General features: G+C 69.6%; 16 protein-coding genes and 1 riboswitch. Of the genes, 12 read left to right on the top strand and 4 right to left on the bottom strand.

What is annotated here, in order from left to right:
- Positions 1-181: 181 nt before the first annotated feature.
- The 10 genes from clsA to IE206_RS05090 all read left to right on the top strand — a co-directional run bounded on the left by clsA (position 182) and on the right by IE206_RS05090 (position 10,361).
- Positions 182-790 (top strand): cardiolipin synthase ClsA, encoded by a 609-nt coding sequence (clsA, locus tag IE206_RS05135; protein ID WP_189960694.1) that lies wholly within the window; start codon positions 182-184, stop codon positions 788-790.
- 115 nt (positions 791-905) lie between these two features.
- Complete coding sequence (locus IE206_RS05130) at positions 906-3,401, top strand: mannose-1-phosphate guanyltransferase (RefSeq protein WP_189960693.1); 2,496 nt, start codon at positions 906-908, stop codon at positions 3,399-3,401.
- An 88-nt stretch (positions 3,402-3,489) separates the two neighbouring features.
- Positions 3,490-4,422, top strand: coding sequence for a DUF881 domain-containing protein (locus IE206_RS05125; protein WP_189960692.1), 933 nt, complete (start codon positions 3,490-3,492; stop codon positions 4,420-4,422).
- Entirely contained in the window at positions 4,419-4,751 is a 333-nt protein-coding gene (locus IE206_RS05120; RefSeq protein WP_031069011.1) for a small basic family protein, read from the top strand. The genes IE206_RS05125 and IE206_RS05120 overlap by 4 nt, the downstream gene beginning before the upstream one ends.
- 5 nt (positions 4,752-4,756) lie before the next feature.
- On the top strand, positions 4,757-5,569 hold the full coding sequence (locus IE206_RS05115; protein WP_189960691.1) for a DUF881 domain-containing protein: 813 nt from the start codon (positions 4,757-4,759) through the stop codon (positions 5,567-5,569).
- Positions 5,570-5,648: 79 nt separating this feature from the next.
- On the top strand, positions 5,649-6,593 hold the full coding sequence (locus IE206_RS05110; RefSeq protein ID WP_189960813.1) for a double zinc ribbon and FHA domain-containing protein: 945 nt from the start codon (positions 5,649-5,651) through the stop codon (positions 6,591-6,593).
- 20 nt (positions 6,594-6,613) lie between these two features.
- Positions 6,614-7,357 (top strand): transcriptional regulator FtsR, encoded by a 744-nt coding sequence (ftsR, locus tag IE206_RS05105; RefSeq protein WP_189960690.1) that lies wholly within the window; start codon positions 6,614-6,616, stop codon positions 7,355-7,357.
- Between the two features lie 53 nt (positions 7,358-7,410).
- Positions 7,411-7,884, top strand: coding sequence for a bifunctional nuclease family protein (locus IE206_RS05100; RefSeq protein WP_006123076.1), 474 nt, complete (start codon positions 7,411-7,413; stop codon positions 7,882-7,884).
- A 224-nt stretch (positions 7,885-8,108) separates the two neighbouring features.
- The gene (locus IE206_RS05095; protein WP_226598833.1) at positions 8,109-8,696 is read left to right on the top strand and encodes a MerR family transcriptional regulator; all 588 of its coding nucleotides are present in this window, start codon (positions 8,109-8,111) and stop codon (positions 8,694-8,696) included.
- 57 nt (positions 8,697-8,753) lie between these two features.
- Positions 8,754-10,361 (top strand): DNA polymerase IV, encoded by a 1,608-nt coding sequence (locus IE206_RS05090; RefSeq protein WP_189960688.1) that lies wholly within the window; start codon positions 8,754-8,756, stop codon positions 10,359-10,361.
- Here the strand turns inward: IE206_RS05090 and IE206_RS05085 are convergent.
- Entirely contained in the window at positions 10,277-10,654 is a 378-nt protein-coding gene (locus tag IE206_RS05085) for a PRC-barrel domain-containing protein (protein WP_189960687.1), read from the bottom strand. The two genes, IE206_RS05090 and IE206_RS05085, sit on opposite strands and share 85 nt — an antisense overlap.
- Before the next feature lie 136 nt (positions 10,655-10,790).
- Positions 10,791-10,897: riboswitch (glycine riboswitch) on the top strand.
- Between the two features lie 194 nt (positions 10,898-11,091).
- On the opposite strand from IE206_RS05085, the gene gcvP reads away from it, so the two are divergent.
- A complete protein-coding gene (gcvP, locus tag IE206_RS05080) occupies positions 11,092-13,977 on the top strand; it encodes an aminomethyl-transferring glycine dehydrogenase (protein WP_189960686.1) in 2,886 nt (961 codons plus the stop codon).
- Positions 13,978-14,093: 116 nt separating this feature from the next.
- On the opposite strand, the gene IE206_RS05075 is transcribed toward gcvP, so the two are convergent.
- Both IE206_RS05075 and IE206_RS05070 read right to left on the bottom strand, forming a co-directional pair.
- The gene (locus tag IE206_RS05075) at positions 14,094-14,300 is read right to left on the bottom strand and encodes a DUF5999 family protein (protein ID WP_053729707.1); all 207 of its coding nucleotides are present in this window, start codon (positions 14,298-14,300) and stop codon (positions 14,094-14,096) included.
- Between the two features lie 333 nt (positions 14,301-14,633).
- Positions 14,634-15,221 carry a hypothetical protein gene (locus tag IE206_RS05070; RefSeq protein WP_189960685.1) on the bottom strand — a complete coding sequence of 196 codons (588 nt, stop codon included), beginning with the start codon at positions 15,219-15,221 and terminating at the stop codon, positions 14,634-14,636.
- Between the two features lie 488 nt (positions 15,222-15,709).
- Between IE206_RS05070 and IE206_RS05065 the strand changes: the two genes are divergently transcribed.
- On the top strand, positions 15,710-17,224 hold the full coding sequence (locus IE206_RS05065; protein WP_189960684.1) for a glutamate-cysteine ligase family protein: 1,515 nt from the start codon (positions 15,710-15,712) through the stop codon (positions 17,222-17,224).
- On the opposite strand, the gene IE206_RS05060 is transcribed toward IE206_RS05065, so the two are convergent.
- Complete coding sequence (locus IE206_RS05060) at positions 17,221-19,005, bottom strand: VWA domain-containing protein (protein ID WP_189960683.1); 1,785 nt, start codon at positions 19,003-19,005, stop codon at positions 17,221-17,223. The two genes, IE206_RS05065 and IE206_RS05060, sit on opposite strands and share 4 nt — an antisense overlap.
- Positions 19,006-19,134 lie beyond the last annotated feature (129 nt).

The following is a 19,134-nucleotide window of genomic DNA, read 5'->3' as shown; positions in this document are numbered from 1 at the left end:
GCCCCGCACCAGGTCCGTATCAACGGATCACGGTGCGGGGCTTTTTCGCGTTTCAGGGGTATTTGGGGTAGGCGTTTACGGCCTATGAGAGCCCGTGCACGTACCCCTGTGCCATCCGTCGGCCCGGCTGACGGTAGGGTCAGGGGGCATCGTTGGCACATTTCCCACAGGAGGCCCCCGGGTGGAGGTCCAGGAGACTCGCGTTCAGACGGACCGGGTGCTCACCATCCCCAATATTCTCAGCATGGCGCGCCTCGTCGGCGTACCGCTCTTCCTGTGGCTGATTCTCCGCCCCGTCTTTGGCGGGCCGAACAGTGATGGCTGGGCGCTGCTGGTCTTGGCGCTGAGCGGTGTCAGCGACTACTTGGACGGGAAGCTGGCCCGGCGGTGGAACCAGATTAGCAATCTGGGGCGACTGCTCGACCCGGCCGCCGACCGGTTGTACATTCTCTCTACGCTGGTCGGCCTCACCTGGCGGGAGATCCTGCCGATTTGGTTGACCGCTGCCCTTGTGGCCCGCGAGTTGATGCTTCTGGTGATGGTGGGAATCCTTCGCCGGCACGGCTATCCGCCGCCCCAGGTGAACTTCTTGGGTAAGGCTGCGACGTTCAACCTGATGTACGCCTTCCCGCTGCTCCTGCTCAGTGACGGAAGCGGATGGCTTGCCTCCCTTGCGGCGATTTTCGGATGGGCGTTCGCAGGATGGGGTACAACTCTCTATTGGTGGGCAGGGATCCTGTATGTGGTTCAGGTCCGCCGGTTGGTGAAGGCGGACGTAGCGGCCGATTGAGCTCGGCGACCAGCGGGCCCCGGCGGCGAGTCGGCAGCCGCGTGTGACGCCAGAGGCCTGCCCGCTCGGGCGAAGTCGGCCAAACCGTCGTCTCTTCGAGGAGGACGTTTCCGACATGAAGGCCGTCGTGATGGCTGGTGGCGAGGGCACACGCCTTCGCCCCATGACCTCGAGCATGCCCAAGCCGCTCCTGCCGGTGGTCAACCGGCCGATCATGGAGCATGTGCTGCGGCTGCTCAAGCGGCATGGGCTCAATGAGACTGTCGTGACCGTGCAGTTCCTGGCGTCTCTCGTCAGGAACTATTTCGGTGACGGGGAAGAGCTCGGAATGGAGCTCACCTATGCCAATGAGGAGAAGCCCCTCGGTACCGCGGGCAGCGTCAAGAATGCCGAGGCCGCCCTCAAGGACGATGCCTTCCTGGTCATCTCGGGTGATGCCCTCACCGACTTCGACCTGACCGACCTCATCAATTTCCACAAGGAGAAGGGCGCACTCGTCACGGTGTGCCTGACCCGTGTGCCCAATCCCCTCGAATTCGGCATCACCATTGTCGACGAGGAGGGCAAGGTCGAGCGCTTTCTGGAGAAGCCGACATGGGGTCAGGTCTTCTCCGACACAGTGAATACGGGCATCTACGTGATGGAGCCCGAGGTATTCGACTACGTCGAGGCCGACAAGTCCGTCGACTGGTCCGGTGATGTCTTCCCGCAGCTCATGAAGGAAGGCAAGCCGATCTACGGCTATGTCGCCGAGGGGTACTGGGAGGATGTCGGCACGCACGAGAGCTACGTCAAGGCGCAGGCCGACGTGCTCGAAGGCAAGGTCGACGTGGAGATCGACGGCTTCGAGATCTCCCCCGGTGTGTGGGTCGCGGAAGGCGCGGAGGTGCATCCCGACGCCGTGCTGCGCGGACCTCTCTACATTGGGGACTACGCGAAGGTCGAAGCGGATGTCGAGATCCGAGAGCACACGGTCGTGGGATCGAACGTGGTCGTCAAGAGCGGCGCATTCCTGCACAAGGCCGTGGTGCACGACAACGTCTACATCGGTCAGCACAGCAATCTGCGCGGCTGTGTGATCGGCAAGAACACCGACATCATGCGAGCCGCCCGGATCGAGGACGGCGCCGTCATCGGGGACGAGTGCCTTGTCGGCGAGGAATCGATTGTCCAGGGGAATGTCCGGGTCTACCCCTTCAAGACCATCGAGGCCGGCGCTTTCGTCAATACCTCGGTGATCTGGGAATCCCGGGGTCAGGCCCACCTCTTCGGGGCCCGGGGCGTGTCCGGGATCCTCAATGTCGAGATCACACCGGAGCTGGCCGTACGCCTCGCGGGTGCGTACGCGACCACGCTCAAGAAGGGGTCGACCGTCACCACGGCACGCGACCACTCCCGTGGCGCGAGGGCACTGAAGCGGGCCGTCATCTCGGCGCTGCAGGCCAGTGCCATAGACGTACGGGATCTGGAGAACGTGCCGCTGCCGGTCGCGCGGCAGCAGACCGCGCGGGGCAGTGCCGGCGGGATCATGATCCGTACGTCGCCGGGTGTGCCGGACTCCGTCGACATCATGTTCTTCGACGAGCGGGGCGCCGACCTCTCGCAGGCCGGGCAGCGCAAGCTCGACCGGGTCTACGCGCGCCAGGAGTACCGGCGTGCCTTCCCCGGGGAGATCGGCGATCTGCAGTTCCCCTCCAGCGTCTTCGACTCGTACACCGGGTCGCTACTGCGGAAGGCCGACACCACCGGAATCGCGGAGGCTGGGCTCAAGGTTGTCGTGGACGCATCCAACGGGAGCGCCGGTCTTGTACTGCCGAGCCTGCTCGGCCGGCTCAAGGTGGACTCGCTGACCATCAATCCGGGTCTTGACGAGTCCCGGCCCACCGAGTCCGCGGAGAGCCGGCGGGCCGGGCTCGTGCGGCTCGGGGAGATCGTCGCGTCGGCGCGGGCCGCGTTCGGGGTGCGGTTCGACCCGGTCGGCGAGCGGCTCTCGCTGGTCGACGAGCGCGGCCGGATCGTAGAAGACGATCGGGCGCTGCTTGTGATGCTGGACCTGGTCGCCGCCGAGCGGCGCAGCGGGCGGGTGGCTCTGCCGGTCACGACCACCAGAATCGCCGAGCAGGTCGCGGCGTACCACGGCACCCAGGTGGAGTGGACGACCACGTCGCCGGACGATCTGACGAGGGTGGGCCGCGAGGAGTCCACGATCTTCGGCGGTGACGGGCGCGGCGGGTTCATCGTGCCCGAGTTCAGCAGCGTCTTCGACGGCGCTGCCGCGTTCGTGCGGCTCATCGGGCTGGTCGCGCGCACGCAGCTCACGCTGAGCCAGATCGACGCGCGGATACCGCAGGCACACGTCCTGAAGCGGGACATCCCCACGCCGTGGGCGGTCAAGGGCATGGTGATGCGCCGGGTCGTGGAGGCTGCCGGCGGCCGGTTCGTGGACACGACGGACGGTGTGCGCGTCGTGGAGGCCGACGGGCGCTGGGTGATGGTGCTGCCCGATCCGGCCGAGGCCGTCACCCATCTGTGGGCCGAGGGACCGGACGACGTGTCGGCGCAGGCGCTGCTCGACGAATGGGCCGCGGTGGTCGACAGCGCAGGTCACTGACGTCGAAAGGGTGTGCCGGGCCGGGCCGGAACGTGCGGCCCGGCACACCGGTGGGGCCATTCGGTGGTAGCGGTGCCGACGTGCGACGATGTGCGGCATGCCGCAGCAGCCCCCCGTTCGGAGCACGTCGTCTCCGCCTCCGCGTCCCGACGCGTCGATGTCGCTGCTGACCAATGTCACGGACCACGCGCTGGACGACGGCTATGCGGAGGCGACCGCGCGCCGCAAGGCCGAGGGCGACGCCGGCATGCCGCGGCCGCTGAAGGCCAAGCTCGGTCTCGCGGCCGGTCTGGTGCTCGCCGCCCTGGTGGTGACGGTCGGTGCAGCGCAGGCCCGTATCACCGCTCCCGTGGTCGCCAAGGAGCGCCAGGAGCTGATCAACAGGGTCGAGTCGGAGACCAAGGCCGCGGACAAGCTGCAGAGCGATGTCGACGGGCTGCGGACCGAGGTCGGGGATCAGCAGCGCAAGGCACTTGAGAAGCACGGCGGCGACCAGGGCGAACTCGTGGCGCTGCTGTCCGGCGCCACCGAGGTGCACGGCCCGGGCGTGAAACTGGTCGTGGACGACGCCAAGGACACCGCCCAGGGCGACGGCAGTCAGCCGCGCGAGAGCACGACGTTCGCGGACACCGGCCGGGTGCGGGACCGCGACATGCAGCGCGTCGTCAACGGGCTGTGGCAGTCGGGCGCGGAGGCCATCGCCATCAACGGGCAGCGCCTGACATCGTTTTCGGCGATCCGGGCCGCGGGCGACGCCATACTGGTCGACAACAGGCCACTGGTGCCGCCGTACACGGTGCTCGCGGTGGGGGACGGCAAGAAGCTGAGTACCGACTTCCAGGACAGTGCGGACGGTCAGTACCTGCATGTGCTGCAGCAGAACTACGGGATCAGGGCCAGCATTTCGGCCGAGGGCGACGTGCGTCTCCCGGCGGCGCCGAGCCTGACCGTACGCACAGCAAAGCCAATGGCCACGGGCGCCGGCAAGGGCGCGGCCGACACAGGGAAGGGCACATCGTGATCGCCGTACTTGGCCTCGTCGTGGGAGTCGTGGTCGGACTTTTCGTCCGGCCCGAGGTGCCTGCGGTGGTCGAGCCGTATCTGCCGATCGCCGTAGTGGCGGCACTCGACGCGGTCTTCGGCGGGCTCCGTGCCATGCTCGACGGCATCTTTGTCGACAAGGTCTTCGTCGTCTCGTTCCTGTCGAACGTGGTGGTCGCGGCGCTGATCGTCTTCCTCGGTGACAAGCTGGGCGTCGGCGCGCAGCTGTCGACCGGCGTGGTCGTGGTGCTCGGCATCCGGATCTTCTCCAACGCGGCCGCCATCCGCCGCCACGTCTTCAGGGCCTGAGGCCGATGAGCGACGTGAAGAACACCGATCAGGGTGAAGGCGACGAGGAGCGGCCCGTCGGGACGCCGGACGAACCGGGCGAGGCGAAGGCACAGCTGACCGGGCGCCAGCGGCTCGCCGCGAGCCTGTGGCCGCCCCGCGCCAGCCGTGCGCAGCTCATCGTGGCGCTGCTGCTGTTCGTCCTCGGCCTCGGTCTCGCCATCCAGGTCCGCTCGAACAGCGACAACAGTGCGCTGCGCGGCGCCCGCCAGGAGGATCTGGTGCGCATCCTGGATGAACTCGACTCGCGTACGAAGCGTCTTGAGGATGGGAAGCAGCGTCTGGAGGGCCAGCGCACCGAGCTGGAGACCAGCTCGAACCAGGCGGAGGAGGCGCGCAAGCAGACCGTGGAGAAGGAGCAGCAGCTCGGCATCCTGGCCGGCACGGTCGCGGCGCAGGGTCCCGGCATCACGTTGACGATCAGCGACCCGAAGGGCGCTGTCGAGTCCGACAAGGTACTTGACACGGTGCAGGAGCTGCGCGCAGCAGGGGCGGAGGCGATTCAGATCAACGACGTCCGCGTGGTGGCCAATACGTACTTCTCGGACGAGACCGGCGGCATCGGTGTCGACGGCAAGAAGGTCGCCGCGCCGTACGTCTTCAAGGTGATCGGCAGGCCGCAGGATCTGGAGCCGGCGCTGAACATCCCTGGTGGAGTCGTGCAGACTCTGGAGAAGGAGCAGGCCACCGCCACAGTGGCCCGCTCGGAGAAGATCGTTGTGAACGCCTTGCGAGCCGCGAAGCGGCCTGACTACGCTCAGTCGTCCCCGCACTGGTGACAGTGGGCGTGAGACCTGCCGCACAAGGGCAGGAGGTTGCGGGGGGTCGCCGCTCCGTAACAGTGGTGCGTGGTGGAAACTGTTTGGCGGATACGGACGTTGTGAGAATGTCCGGGTCGGCAGGTGTGTTGATTCTGGGTTCGTCCTGCCCCACGGGCGGGTCTATTTCGGTCAAGGGGAATCGCCCGTGAAGTTGTTTGCGAAGTTGTTCGGCAAGAGCGCACGCCAGGACGGCGGCAGCGCCGCCAGGCACCGTGCTCAGCGCCCCGGAGGGGCGGAGGAGCAGGGCGGCGAGCGTCCGCTGTTCCGCGACGAGGTGGCTGGTTCCGGTGGTGACATTCCGGGCGCGTCGTCTGTTGACCCTGCGGGTGCAGGGCGCATAGGTTTCGGGGAACCGTCAACCTCAAGTACGGGTGGAGGGTTTGACTCCGACCCGTATGCCACCAGTGCCCACGCGGTGCCGCCGCGGCAGGAGGATCCGTCGATGTCGGGCATGCCTGTTTGTACGAGGTGCGGGCACAGCAATGCCGCCGCCAGCCGCTTCTGCTCCAACTGCGGTGCCCCGCTGCGGCCGGGTGTCGTTCCGGAGCGTGCCTCCGAGACCACCTCGACCATCTCGATCTCCGGCCTCGAGGCATACGACTCCGAGGTGACCGGCCAGACGCAGCTGCCGTCGCTCTCCCCGGAGGCGCAGGCCGCGGTCGACGCCCTGCCGCAGGGCTCGGCGCTCCTGGTGGTGCGCCGCGGGCCGAACTCGGGAAGCCGCTTCCTCCTGGACGGCGAGCTGACCACGGCGGGCCGGCACCCGCAGAGCGACATCTTCCTGGACGACGTGACGGTCTCGCGCCGCCACGTCGAGTTCCGGCGCGGCCCCGACGGACGCTTCACCGTCTCCGACGTCGGCAGCCTCAACGGCACGTACGTGAACCGCGAGCGGATCGACTCCGTCGACTTGGCCAATGGCGACGAGGTCCAGATCGGGAAGTACCGGCTGGTCTTCTACGCGAGCCAGCGCGCTCTCTGAGACGCGGCCGGGGAAGGCTCATGCTGCAGACACCGACGGGCGGTGCCGGATCCGGCACCGCCGCCGCGGGCGGCCGGCTGATGAGTATCGGCGGGGTGCTCAACCAGCTGCGCGACGAATTTCCCGAAGTGACCATCTCGAAGATCCGGTTCCTCGAGTCCGAGGGCCTGGTGGAGCCCCGGCGTACGCCGTCGGGGTACCGCAAGTTCAGTGACGGGGACGTCGAACGCCTCGCTCAGGTGCTGCGCATGCAGCGGGACCACTATCTGCCGCTCAAGGTCATCCGCGAGCACCTGGACGCGCTCAGCCGGGGCGAGCGGCCCTCCGTGCCGGCTCCCGGCGGTCCCCGGGAGCTGCTCGACGGCTTCGGCGAGCCCGGGGCGGACCGGCCCACGGCAGCCCGTGTGGGCCGCGCGGAGCTCATAGCAGCTGCCGAGGTGACCGAGGCGGACCTGGCCGAATGGGAGTCGTACGGCCTGGTCACGGCCGGGCCCGAGGGCGGATTCGACGCGGAGTCGGTGAATGTGGCGCGACTTGTGGCGGATCTGGGGCGATTCGGCCTGGAACCGCGCCATCTGCGCGCCATGAAGGCCGCCGCCGACCGGGAGGCCGGTCTGGTCGAGCAGGTCGTGGCACCCCTGCGGCTGCACCGCAATCCGCAGACCAGGGCCCATGCGGAGGCCACCACGAAGGAGCTCGCGGCGCTGTCCGTGCGGCTCCACGCGGCACTGGTGCAGACCGCTCTGGGTGTCCGGCTTCACTGATCTTGTAGGTGCCCGACTACCCAAACCTGCCGAGCACGTCCTAGGGTTGCTGTGTGAACGAGCTCGACGTCGTGGGTGTCCGGGTGGAAATGCCCTCCAACCAACCGATCGTGCTCCTGCGTGAAGTGGGAGGCGATAGGTACCTCCCCATCTGGATCGGTCCAGGGGAGGCGACCGCGATCGCCTTCGCCCAGCAGGGGATGGCACCGGCGCGGCCGCTGACGCACGACCTTTTCAAGGACGTGCTGGAAGCCGTCGGCCAGGAGCTGACCGAAGTCCGCATCACGGACCTGCGCGAAGGCGTCTTCTACGCGGAGCTGGTCTTTGCCAGTGGTGTGGAGGTGAGCGCCAGGCCGTCCGACGCCATAGCGCTGGCCCTGCGCACCGGAACGCCGATCTACGGCAGTGACGGGGTCCTCGACGACGCAGGCATCGCCATCCCGGACGAGCAGGAGGACGAGGTCGAGAAGTTTCGCGAGTTCCTCGACCAGATCTCGCCCGAGGACTTCGGCACCAACAGCCAGTGAGCACCGGATACGAGTGATCCGGGGGCCGTCCCAGGGGTGCCGTGCGCGGCGCGTACGCCGGGGGAGTTTCGGCGCATTCAAGCAGCCTTTCCCGCAAGAGAGACACGGGAAACCACTCTCAGGGTGATTATCACTCGGCGTGCCGAGTGTGGCGATCGTTGACGCACCCCGAGTGACTGCCTACCGTCGAGTGGGCAGGTCAAGGACGGAGGGTCGGCGTGAGAATGAGCGGCGACGGTACGGCAGGGGGCGCTCCCGGACGACGTCCGGGGGAGAGCGGGCCGTACCCGCTTCACAGCAGTGCGGCCGACCCGAGTACCGAAACGATCGGATACCGGGGGCCGACCGCGTGCGCGGCGGCGGGGATCACCTACCGACAGCTCGACTACTGGGCCCGCACCGGCCTGGTCGAGCCGAGTGTCCGTCCGGCCTACGGATCGGGCACCCAGCGTCTCTACAGCTTCCGGGACGTCGTCGTCCTGAAGATCGTCAAGCGCTTCCTCGACACCGGTGTCGCGCTCCAGAACATCCGCGCCGCGGTCCAGCACCTGCGTGAGCGCGGCTTCCGCGACCTGGAGCGGATGACCCTGATGAGCGACGGGGCCACGGTGTACGAGTGCTCGTCCCCGGACGAGGTCGTGAACCTGCTCCAGGGCGGTCAGGGGATCTTCGGGATCGCCGTGGGCGTGGTGTGGCGGGACGTCGAGGCGGCGCTTTCGCAACTGCACGGCGAGCGCGTCGACACCGGCGAGACCCTGGTCGGGCACAACCCGGCCGACGAGCTGGCCAGGCGCCGCAACCGCGCCGTCTGAGCCGCCCGGCGGCCGTGCCGGGGCCGATTGTCAGTGGCGTACGGCAGCATCGGTGATGTGAGAGCCGCGCCGACCATCCTGCATCTGGACATGGATGCCTTCTTTGCCGCCGCAGAGCAGGCGTCGAAGCCCAGCCTGCGCGGAAAACCGGTCATCGTGGGCGGCCTCGGCCCGCGTGGGGTGGTCTCGACCGCGTCGTACGAGGCCAGGAGCTTCGGGGTGCGCTCGGCGATGCCGATGGCGCAGGCCCGGCGGCTCTGTCCGAACGCGGCCTATCTGGTGCCGCGCTTCCAGCTGTACCGCACGGTCAGCGAGCAGGTGATGGAGCTGCTCGGCCGGCTTTCGCCGCTGGTCGAGCCGCTGAGCCTGGACGAGGCCTTCGTGGACCTGGAAGCCGGTGGGGTGGCCTTCGGGTCGGCCGCCGCGCAGGAGGCCGGTGAGCGGCTGCGCAGGGACATCAGAGCGGTCACGGGGCTGAGCGGGTCGGTCGGGCTCGCCGGATCCAAGATGCTGGCCAAGATCGCCTCCGAGCAGGCGAAGCCGGACGGGCTCGTGCTCATAGAACCCGGCACGGAGCGGGGCCTCCTCGCGCCGATGCCGGTGCGCATCCTGCCGGGCGTGGGCCCGGCCACCGGGGAGCATCTGCGGCGGGCCGGGATGACCACCGTGGCCGACCTCGCCGAGGCGGGCGAGGACGAGCTCGTAAGGCTGCTCGGGAAGTCGCACGGGGCGTCGCTGTACCGGATGGCCGCCGGGCACGACGACCGGCCCGTGGTGGCCGAGCGGGACACGAAGTCGGTGTCGGTGGAGGACACCTTCGACGTGGACCTGCACGACCGGGTGCGGATCATGACCGAGGTCGGGCGGCTCGCCGACCGGTGTGTCCAGCGACTGCGGGCGTCCGGGCACTCGGGCCGCACCATCGTGCTCAAGGTCCGCCGCTACGACTTCTCGACGCTGACGCGTTCCGAGACGCTGCGCGGGCCCACGGACGACCCGGGGGTGGTGCGGGAGGCCGCCGGGCGGCTGCTCGACTCCGTGGACACCACGGGCGGCGTGCGGCTGCTCGGCGTGGGCGTCAGCGGACTCGCCGACTACACGCAGGAGGACCTGTTCGCGCAGGCCGCGGAGGAGCGGGCCGCGGAGGGACGGGCCGCCGAGGGGCAGGCCGTGGAGGAGCGGGCCGCGGAGGAGCCCGAAACGGAGGAGCCCCCGGTGGCCGCCGCGGAGGCCGAGCCGGTCGAGGACCCGGCTCAGCGGCGGTGGCTGGCCGGGCACGACGTGACGCACGCCGAGTACGGGCCGGGATGGGTGCAGGGCAGCGGCGTCGGGCGGGTCACGGTGCGCTTCGAGACGCCGACGTCGCTGGTGCCGGGGCGGGTGCGGACGTTCAGGGTGGACGACCCAGGCCTGGAGCCGTCGGAGCCGCTGCCTCTGGTCGAGACAACGGAGCGTCTGCCCCTGGTCGAGAAAGACGAGACCGAGACCGCGACGGGGACGGAGACGGAGACGGGGATCGGGATGGGGATCGGGACGGACGGGAAGGTCGAGACGGTAGCCGGGGCCGGGACCCCGGCCGGTCAGGAGTCTCCGTTGGCGAGGCGGCCGAAGTCGCGGTCGGAGGGCGGCGGACCGGGGTCGGGGGCCGCGATGTCCAGACCGTAGTGGTGGTAGAGCTGGATCTCCTGTTCCGGGGAGAGATGGCGGCCCACGCCGAAGTCGGGGGCGTCCTTGATCAGGGCGCGCTCGTACGGGACGTGCAGCGCCTCGTCGACCAGGGTGCTCGGTTCGAGCGGGACGAAGGCATCCCGGCTGAACAGGCCGGTCCGCACCGCCGCCCACTCCGGTACGCCGGTCGCGTCGTCGAGGTAGACCTCGTCCACCGTCCCGATCTTGCGTCCACTGCGGTCGTATGCCTTGCGGCCGATCAGGCTGCGCGGATCGATATCGGTCTGCACGGTCCCTCCAACTGGTCGCAACCGGTTACAACTGCTCCATAAGCACTACGAAAGTGCACATCGTGGGTGTTGGCCACTTGAGCAGTTGAACAAAGATTCGGTCTCGGACCTCGCTGGTAGGCTGGCAAACGGCTGCTGACCCCGCGCGGGAGAGTCCTCCGAAGTGCTCCTTGAGTGCTCGGCGGGCGCCGAAGGAGCAACTCCTCCCCGGAATCTCTCAGGCCCACGGACCGCACGGACGAGGTCACTCTGGAAAGCAGGACGGGGGATGCGCGGGCACTTCGGCCCGGGCGGAACCTTTCCTCACCGACGGTGAAAACCGGGTCGCCCCCACGCGCCCCGGTGAAGCTCTCAGGTTGAGATGACAGAGGGGGAGGCCGTCCGGGTACCCGCGCCGTGGTGCCCCTCGCAGGTCGTGCGACCAGGAGGCCTCCGTAATGACCGCCAACCGCATTCCGCTCAGCCAGCTGGAGCGTGGCATCCCGTTCGAGCAGCGCCACATCGGGCCCGATGCCGAGGCTCAGGCGAAGATGCTCGCGCAGCTCGGCTACGGCTCGCTCGACGAGCTGACTGCCGCCGCCGTTCCCGACGTCATCAAGAGCGCCGGGGCGCTGGGGCTGCCCGAGGCGCGGACCGAGGCCGAGGTGCTCGCCGAGCTGCGTCAGCTCGCGGACCGCAACCAGGTGCTCGCCCCGATGATCGGCCTCGGCTACTACGGCACCTTCACGCCGCCGGTGATCCTGCGCAACGTCATGGAGAACCCGGCCTGGTACACGGCGTACACGCCCTACCAGCCGGAGATCTCGCAGGGCCGCCTGGAGGCGCTGCTCAACTTCCAGACCATGGTCGCCGAGCTGACCGGCCTGCCGACGTCGGGCGCCTCCCTGCTCGACGAGGGCACCGCCGCCGCCGAGGCGCTCGCTCTTTCGCGGCGTGTGGGCAAGGTCAAGGGCGGGGTCTTCCTCGTCGACGCCGACACCCTGCCGCAGACCGTCGCCGTGATCCAGACGCGCGCCGAGCCGACCGGTGTCGAGGTCGTCGTCGCCGACCTGAGCGAGGGCATCCCGGCCGAGGTCGCCGAGCGCGGTGTCTTCGGTGTGCTGCTCCAGTACCCGGGCGCCTCCGGCCGGGTCCGCGACCTCAAGCCGGTCATCGACGCGGCCCACGAGCTCGGCGCGATCGTCACCGTCGCCGCCGACCTGCTCGCCCTCACCCTGCTCGCCTCGCCCGGCTCGCTCGGCGCGGACATCGCCGTCGGTACGACCCAGCGCTTCGGCGTCCCGATGGGCTTCGGCGGCCCGCACGCCGGGTTCATGGCCGTCCAGGAGAAGTTCGCCCGCTCCCTGCCCGGCCGCCTCGTCGGCGTCTCCGTCGACGCCGACGGCAACAAGGCGTACCGCCTGGCCCTGCAGACCCGCGAGCAGCACATCCGCCGCGAGAAGGCCACCAGCAACATCTGCACCGCCCAGGTGCTGCTCGCCGTCATGGCCGGCATGTACGCCGTCTACCACGGCCCGGACGGGCTGAAGCAGATCGCGCAGCGCACCCACCGCTACGCCGTCGTGCTCGCCGAGGGCCTGAAGGCCGCCGGTGTCGACGTCGCCCACGATGCCTACTTCGACACCCTCACCGTGCGGGTCCCGGGCAAGGCCGCAGCGGCCGTCGCCGCAGCCCGCGAGGGCGGGGTCAACCTGCACCCGGTCGACGCGGACACCGTCACCATCGCCTGCGACGAGACCACCACCCGGGCCCAACTGGCCGCAGTCTGGACCGCGTTCGGGGTCGACGCCGATGTCGAGGCGCTGGATGCCACGGCCGCCGACACCCTGCCCGCCGCCCTGCTGCGCGGCGACGACTTCCTGACCCACCCGGTCTTCCACCAGCACCGCTCCGAGACCGCGATGCTGCGCTACCTGCGCAAGCTCGCCGACCGCGACTACGCGCTCGACCGCGGCATGATCCCGCTCGGCTCCTGCACCATGAAGCTGAACGCGACCACCGAGATGGAGCCGGTGACCTGGCCCGAGTTCGGTCAGATGCACCCCTTCGCGCCGGTCGAGCAGGCTGCCGGCTACCTCACGCTCATCCGTGAGCTGGAGGAGCGGCTCGCCGAGGTCACCGGGTACGACGCGGTGTCCATCCAGCCCAACGCCGGTTCGCAGGGCGAGCTCGCGGGTCTGCTCGCGGTCCGCGCCTACCACCGCGCCAACGGCGACACCCAGCGCACCATCTGCCTCATCCCGTCCTCTGCGCACGGCACCAACGCCGCCAGCGCCGTGATGGCCGGCATGAAGGTCGTCGTCGTCAAGACCGCCGACGACGGCGAGGTCGACGCCGACGACCTGCGCGCCAAGATCGAGCAGTACCGCGACGAGCTCTCGGTGCTGATGATCACCTACCCGTCCACGCACGGCGTGTTCGAGGAGCACGTCGCCGAGATCTGCGGCCTGGTCCACGAGGCCGGCGGCCAGGTCTACGTCGACGGCGCCAACCTCAACGCCCTGGTCGGGCTCGCCAAGCCGGGCAAGTTCGGCGGCGACGTCTCGCACCTCAACCTGCACAAGACGTTCTGCATCCCGCACGGCGGCGGCGGCCCCGGCGTCGGCCCGGTCGGTGTGCGCGCGCACCTCGCGCCGTACCTGCCGAACCACCCGCTGCAGCCGACGGCCGGTCCGGAGACGGGCGTCGGCCCGATCTCGGCCGCCCCGTGGGGCTCGGCCGGCATCCTGCCGATCTCGTGGGCGTACGTACGTCTCATGGGCGGCGAGGGACTCAAGCGCGCGACCCAGGTCGCCGTGCTCGCCGCCAACTACATCGCCAAGCGCCTGGAGCCGCACTACCCGGTGCTCTACACGGGCCCGAGCGGACTCGTCGCGCACGAGTGCATCGTGGACCTGCGGCCGCTGTCCAAGGCGACCGGCGTCAGCGTCGACGACATCGCCAAGCGCCTGATCGACTACGGCTTCCACGCGCCGACCATGTCGTTCCCGGTGGCCGGCACGCTGATGATCGAGCCCACCGAGTCCGAGGACCTGGCCGAGATCGACCGGTTCTGCGACACGATGATCGCGATCCGCGGCGAGATCGAGAAGGTCGCCTCCGGCGTCTGGCCGGCCGACGACAACCCGCTCGCCAACGCCCCGCACACCGCGGCCGCGCTCGGTGGCGAGTGGAACCACGCCTACAGCCGTGAGGACGCCGTCTTCCCGGCCGGTGTGTCGGCCGCCGACAAGTACTGGCCGCCGGTCCGCCGCATCGACGGCGCGTTCGGCGACCGCAACCTGGTCTGCTCCTGCCCGCCGCTGGACGAGTACGACAACTGACCGACACATGCGTAAGGGCCGGTTCGGGGGTGCTCCCCGGGCCGGCCCTTGTGTTTCCGTACGGGACGAGTCCGCTCAGGATGCGTCCGTACGAGAGCTGTCCGTACGAGGCCGCGCTAGGCGGCGGTCGCCACCTGCTCGGCCGTGAGCGACCGGTGCGGGGCGATGATCTGCCCGTCCGGCAGCAGCTCACCGGTGTCCTCGAAGAGCAGGACACCGTTGCACAGCAGGCTCCAGCCCTGCTCCGGGTGGTGTGCCACGGGCTTCGCGGCTTCCCGGTCGGCGGAGAAGGCTGTCGGGCAGGCTGGCTGGTGCTGGCACATGGATGCGTTCTTTCGCTGCGTCGTGGTGAGTGTGCTGCGGCTCGATGCTTGGTTGTTCATGGCCGCCCCCCGTAGTAAGTCGGTCGGTCCGATCCCAGTGTTGCCCCACGGGCGTCAATCCGCAGGGATTTCGCGGCAGCGCTTCCTACTGCTTAATGACGTATCACCCGCACGGACGGTTCAGCTCAACTGGCTTGTCTTTTCGGATGGTTCGCAGTGGCCCGGCCGGACTAGCCCGTCTGGCGGAGGCGGCGCGTACGCAGCATAGACACACCGGTGCCCCGCGGCCACACCGGTCGCGGGGCACTTTTTCGCGCGTCGCCGAAGGCGAGGTCAGACGGGCTGGCCGAGCAGCGGCGCGGGAGCCAGACGCAGGGTCAGGACCGGCAGCAGTTCGCTGACCCGCAGCGGGCGGTGGGCGCAGATGCCGGGCGGGGCGGGTGCGAGCGGCACCAGCAGATCGTGCGGTGCGGGCGTGCCGGAGGCTCCGTCGACGGTGGTGGCGCCGTGCAGCCACAACGTGAGCATGTACAGCTCGGGGACCGAGAGCAGCCGGGGCTGGTAGTGCGTGGTGAGCAGTTCGGCCTGGCGCAGGGCGCGCGCGGTCGAGGCGATGTAGGGGCCCTCGAAGAAGTGCGAGAAGGCCCAGCCGTCCGGAGTGAGCCGGGTGTCCGCGGCGGCGACCGGGCGGTCGGGGTCGCTGATGAGGAAACGCCAGCCGGCCAGGCGGGTGCGCGGGGTCCGGCCGCCCGGGGTGATTCCGTCCAGGACGTGGAGCGGGAGCGGGAGTTCGGGGGTGAGCGGACCTGGGGCGGAGCGGAGGGCCGGGGTGCGGGCCTCGCGGACGGCGGTGGGGGAACCGAGTGCCGCGAGGACGCTGCGCAGGGCGGGCGCGGGGGCCGGGGGGACATGCAGCGGCATGGTGGGTCGCCTCTCACTTCGGAGACACGGTGATGCGTGGGCGGTGCGGACGGCGCTGTCTGCGGTGCGGGGTCAGAGGGGGGCCGACAATCGATGGCCGGGGCGCCAACTCTCTGCCTCGTTTGCGGAGTTTATACGACACGTGTTCACGCAGTGTTTCGGCTAGCTGTCGTCGATATTGCCCGCAAGTCGGTATCAGGTCCTTCTGTGCGGACCGTTTACCCGAGGAAATGTCGTAGGCGAGTCCCCCACCTGGAAAGGTGCCCCGCCGGGGGTCGGCCGAATCTCGTCGGTGTTTTTCACCATTGCCGCGACGGTGGTAACTGCCCGTTGCGGTATGCCCGCTGAATGTGCCGGAGGCCGCCGCTTGTGAGACTACTCTTCCGGCGCTGCCCGCGCAGGCGTTATGGATCAGTAAGGCTGGGCATTATCGACCGTGACGCGAGCGGCCGGTGTCGCTGGCTGCCCATTCGAGGAGGGACCCTTCGATGGGGGAGAAGGTCGTGGCAGGCGGATTCGACCTGTCCGATCGGCACCGCTACCGGGACAAGCTACAGCAGTGCCTGGAGGGGCTCGGGAGGCTCCTGGCCCAGAAGCGGTTCGACCGCCCCAGGAACATGATGGGGCTGGAGCTGGAACTGAATCTCGCGGGTCGTGACGGTATGCCGCGCATGATGAATGCCGAGGTACTCGAACGCATCGCGAGCAGGGATTTCCAGACCGAACTCGGAATGTTCAACCTGGAAGTGAACATAGCTCCGCACCGGCTGGGCGGCCGCGTATTCGATCAACTCGCCGAGGAGTTGAGGACCGGGCTCGGGTATGCCGATCGCAAAGCCGCCGAGGTCGACGCCGGAATCATCATGATCGGAATTCTGCCGACCCTGACCCAGGACGATCTCGTACCCGGGAATCTTTCCGACGTCGATCGCTACGCCCTGCTCAACGATCAAATAGTGGCGGCCCGCGGAGAGGATTTCACCCTCGACATCCAGGGGGTGGAACGGCTCGTGTGCTCATCCGCCTCGATCACCCCCGAAGCGGCCTGCACGTCCGTGCAGTTGCATCTCCAGGTGACGCCCGCACGGTTCGCCGCGGTGTGGAACGCGGCGCAGGTGGTCACGGCGGTGCAGATCGTGCTCGGCGCCAACGCGCCCTTCCTGTTCGGGCGGGAGCTGTGGCGCGAGTCGCGGCCGCCCCTGTTCGAGCAGGCCACGGACACCCGACCGGCCGAGCTGCGCGCCCAAGGGGTGCGCCCGCGCACCTGGTTCGGGGAGCGCTGGGTGACGTCCGCGTACGAGCTCTTCGAGGAGAACCTGCGCTTCTTCCCGCCGCTGCTTCCCATCTGCGACGAGGAGGAGCCGCTGCGCGTCATTGCGGACGGCGGCGTGCCGCGCCTCAAGGAACTGGTGCTGCACAACGGCACGATCTACCGCTGGAACCGGCCGGTGTACGGGATCGCCGACGGCGTGCCGCACCTCAGGGTGGAGAACCGGGTGCTCCCGGCCGGGCCCACCGTCACTGACGTGCTGGCCAACGCGGCCTTCTACTACGGCCTGGTGCGGGCGCTCGCGGAGGAGTCCCGGCCGGTGTGGACGCGGCTGCCCTTCGAGTCGGCCGCCGCCAACTTCGACACGGCGTGCCGGTACGGCATCGACGCCGAGCTGCTCTGGCCGGTGCCGCGGCGCGGCGGCGGGCTCGCCCGGGTGCCCGCGGTCAAGCTCGTACGCGATGAGCTGCTGCCCCTTGCGGCGGCCGGCCTCGACGCGTGGGGGGTGGAACCGGCCGACCGGGAGCACTACCTCGGCATCATCGAGGAGCGGTGCCGGCGCCGCGTGAACGGGGCGTCCTGGCAGGTCGACACCTACCACCAGGCGCTGGCCGCCGGGCTGGACCGGGACGCAGCCCTCGCGGCCACCACTCGGCGCTACCGGGAGCTGATGCTCGGGGGCGAGCCGGTGCACACCTGGCCGACCGCCTTTCCCGGCCGGTCGACGGGCTAACCGCGGTGCTGGGCCTGGCCCAGAGCCATGATCGCCTGGAGGATCACGGCCTGGATGTCGGCCGGGTCGTTCACCTGGTACCCGGCGCCGCCGGTCGCCTTCGCGATCTGCCGCACCTCGTCCCTGTCGGCGTCCGGGCCGACCGCGATGGCGATCAGCGGCACCGGCTTCGAGGGATCGGTGAGCTTCTGCAACTGCGTGACGAGGTCGGCCCGCGAGATGCTGCCCGGGTCCTCGTTGGCGCCGTCGGTCAGCAGCACCACCGCGTTGAACTTGCCCCTCGCGTACGTGGAGGTCGCCTCCTTGTACGCGGCCAGCGTCGTGTCGAAGAGCCCGGTCGCGCCACCCGGCACCGGCTGCAGTGCGGCGAACGCCGCCGACAGCCTGTCGCGCTGGGTGCGGCCGCCGGCCGCCGGGTCGCCGAGCCGGGCGGTCGGCACCAGGCGGCGGTAGTCGCGTGAGCCGTCGAGGTGCGTGGAGAAGTCCCACAGCCCGATCTCGTCCTCGGGCGTGAACTGCGTAAGTGCCTGGATCAGCGAGGCCTTGGTGACCTCCATGCGCGATTGCCCGCCCGAGCCGGGCACCGTGGCCGCCATCGAACCCGAGGCGTCCACCACCGTCGTCAGCCGTGCGCTCTGCACGGTGATCGTCCACATGCCGAGCGTGTCCTGCAGCTCCTGGGCCGACGGCGGGTCGGCGGTGGCGCTCGCGTACGGCTGCGGCGAACTGCCCCCGGCGGCCGAGGCGACCGGGCCGGCGGCGGGCTTGCCCGGCGTACGGAAGCCCTGCCCGGCAAGGACCCGGACGGACTCGGGGTCGCCGAGCAGCGTCAGGAAACGCATCGCGGCCCGGCTCTCATCGGTGCTCATGCCCGCCTCGCGCACCATCGTGTACGGATAGTCGAGCTGGGCGGCGCCGTCCTTGGGGTAGAAGAGCCGCAGCCCCTGACCCGCGCCGTGCGAGGCGTTGTAGGCGAAGGCCGCCTGCTCGGACAGGACCACCGCCTGGTTGCGGCGCGCATCGCCGGTCTCGGCCGCCGAGCTGTCGCGGGCGAGGGTGCCTGCCACCTGCCCGTCGCTGGCGGAGACCCGCTGCGAGAGCAGCTTGGCGAGGGCCGCGGTGCGGGTGCTGCCATCGGGTCCTTGGCCGGCCGCCGACTTGCCGATACTGCTCAGGGCGAGCAGCCCGGCCGCGCTGTGCGCCGGATCGGCCGCGCCGAGGCGCACCTTGCCGTCCTGGGCGGCCGCCTCGGTCAACTCCGCCCAGGTGTACGTCCTTTGAGGCCAGCCGAGGGACTTGGCGGCGGCCGGCACCGCGGCGAGGGCGACGGGCGAGTCGGCGACGTGGCCCGCGGTGACGACGGAGGCCGACCCGCTGGTGTCCTTCGCCCGGTCCACCCACAGCGAGGCGTCGGGAATCCACACCGAGAAGTCGGGTTTGGCGCCTGAAGTGAACGAAGCCGCGACCTCGTAGGAGTCCCGGGCGGTCACCCGGACGTCCATGCACGAGCCGTCCGAAGTGATCTTCTCCTTGCGGGCCCGGTCCGCGACGGCCTTCACGGCGGGCGCCACATCGGGGGAGGCGACCAGATCCAGCCGCACGGCGGAGGCGGCACAGGAGTGGCTGAAGGTGAGCAGACCGCGCTGTACGGCGATGGCCGTGCCCCCGGCCACGGCCAGGACGAGAGCGGTCGCGAGGGCGACCGTGCGCCGCCGCGCGGAGCCCCTGCCCTCCCCGGTGCTCCCGGTCGCGGCGTCGTCGGGCAAGCTGTGACGTCCCATGGCGGTGGTGCCCCTCCTTGAATCCCGAACAAGGAAAAAGGGAGACCGCACCATCGCAATGGCGCCCGTCCCCCGGCCTGTCGCGCGCGATCTTCGTAATTTCTTTCGAGACCCTAGCGGGGCGGCGGT

Source organism: Streptomyces violascens (assembly GCF_014649955.1).
In the GTDB taxonomy this organism is placed as follows: domain Bacteria; phylum Actinomycetota; class Actinomycetes; order Streptomycetales; family Streptomycetaceae; genus Streptomyces; species Streptomyces violascens.
This window is presented reverse-complemented; position numbering and strand designations above follow the sequence as displayed.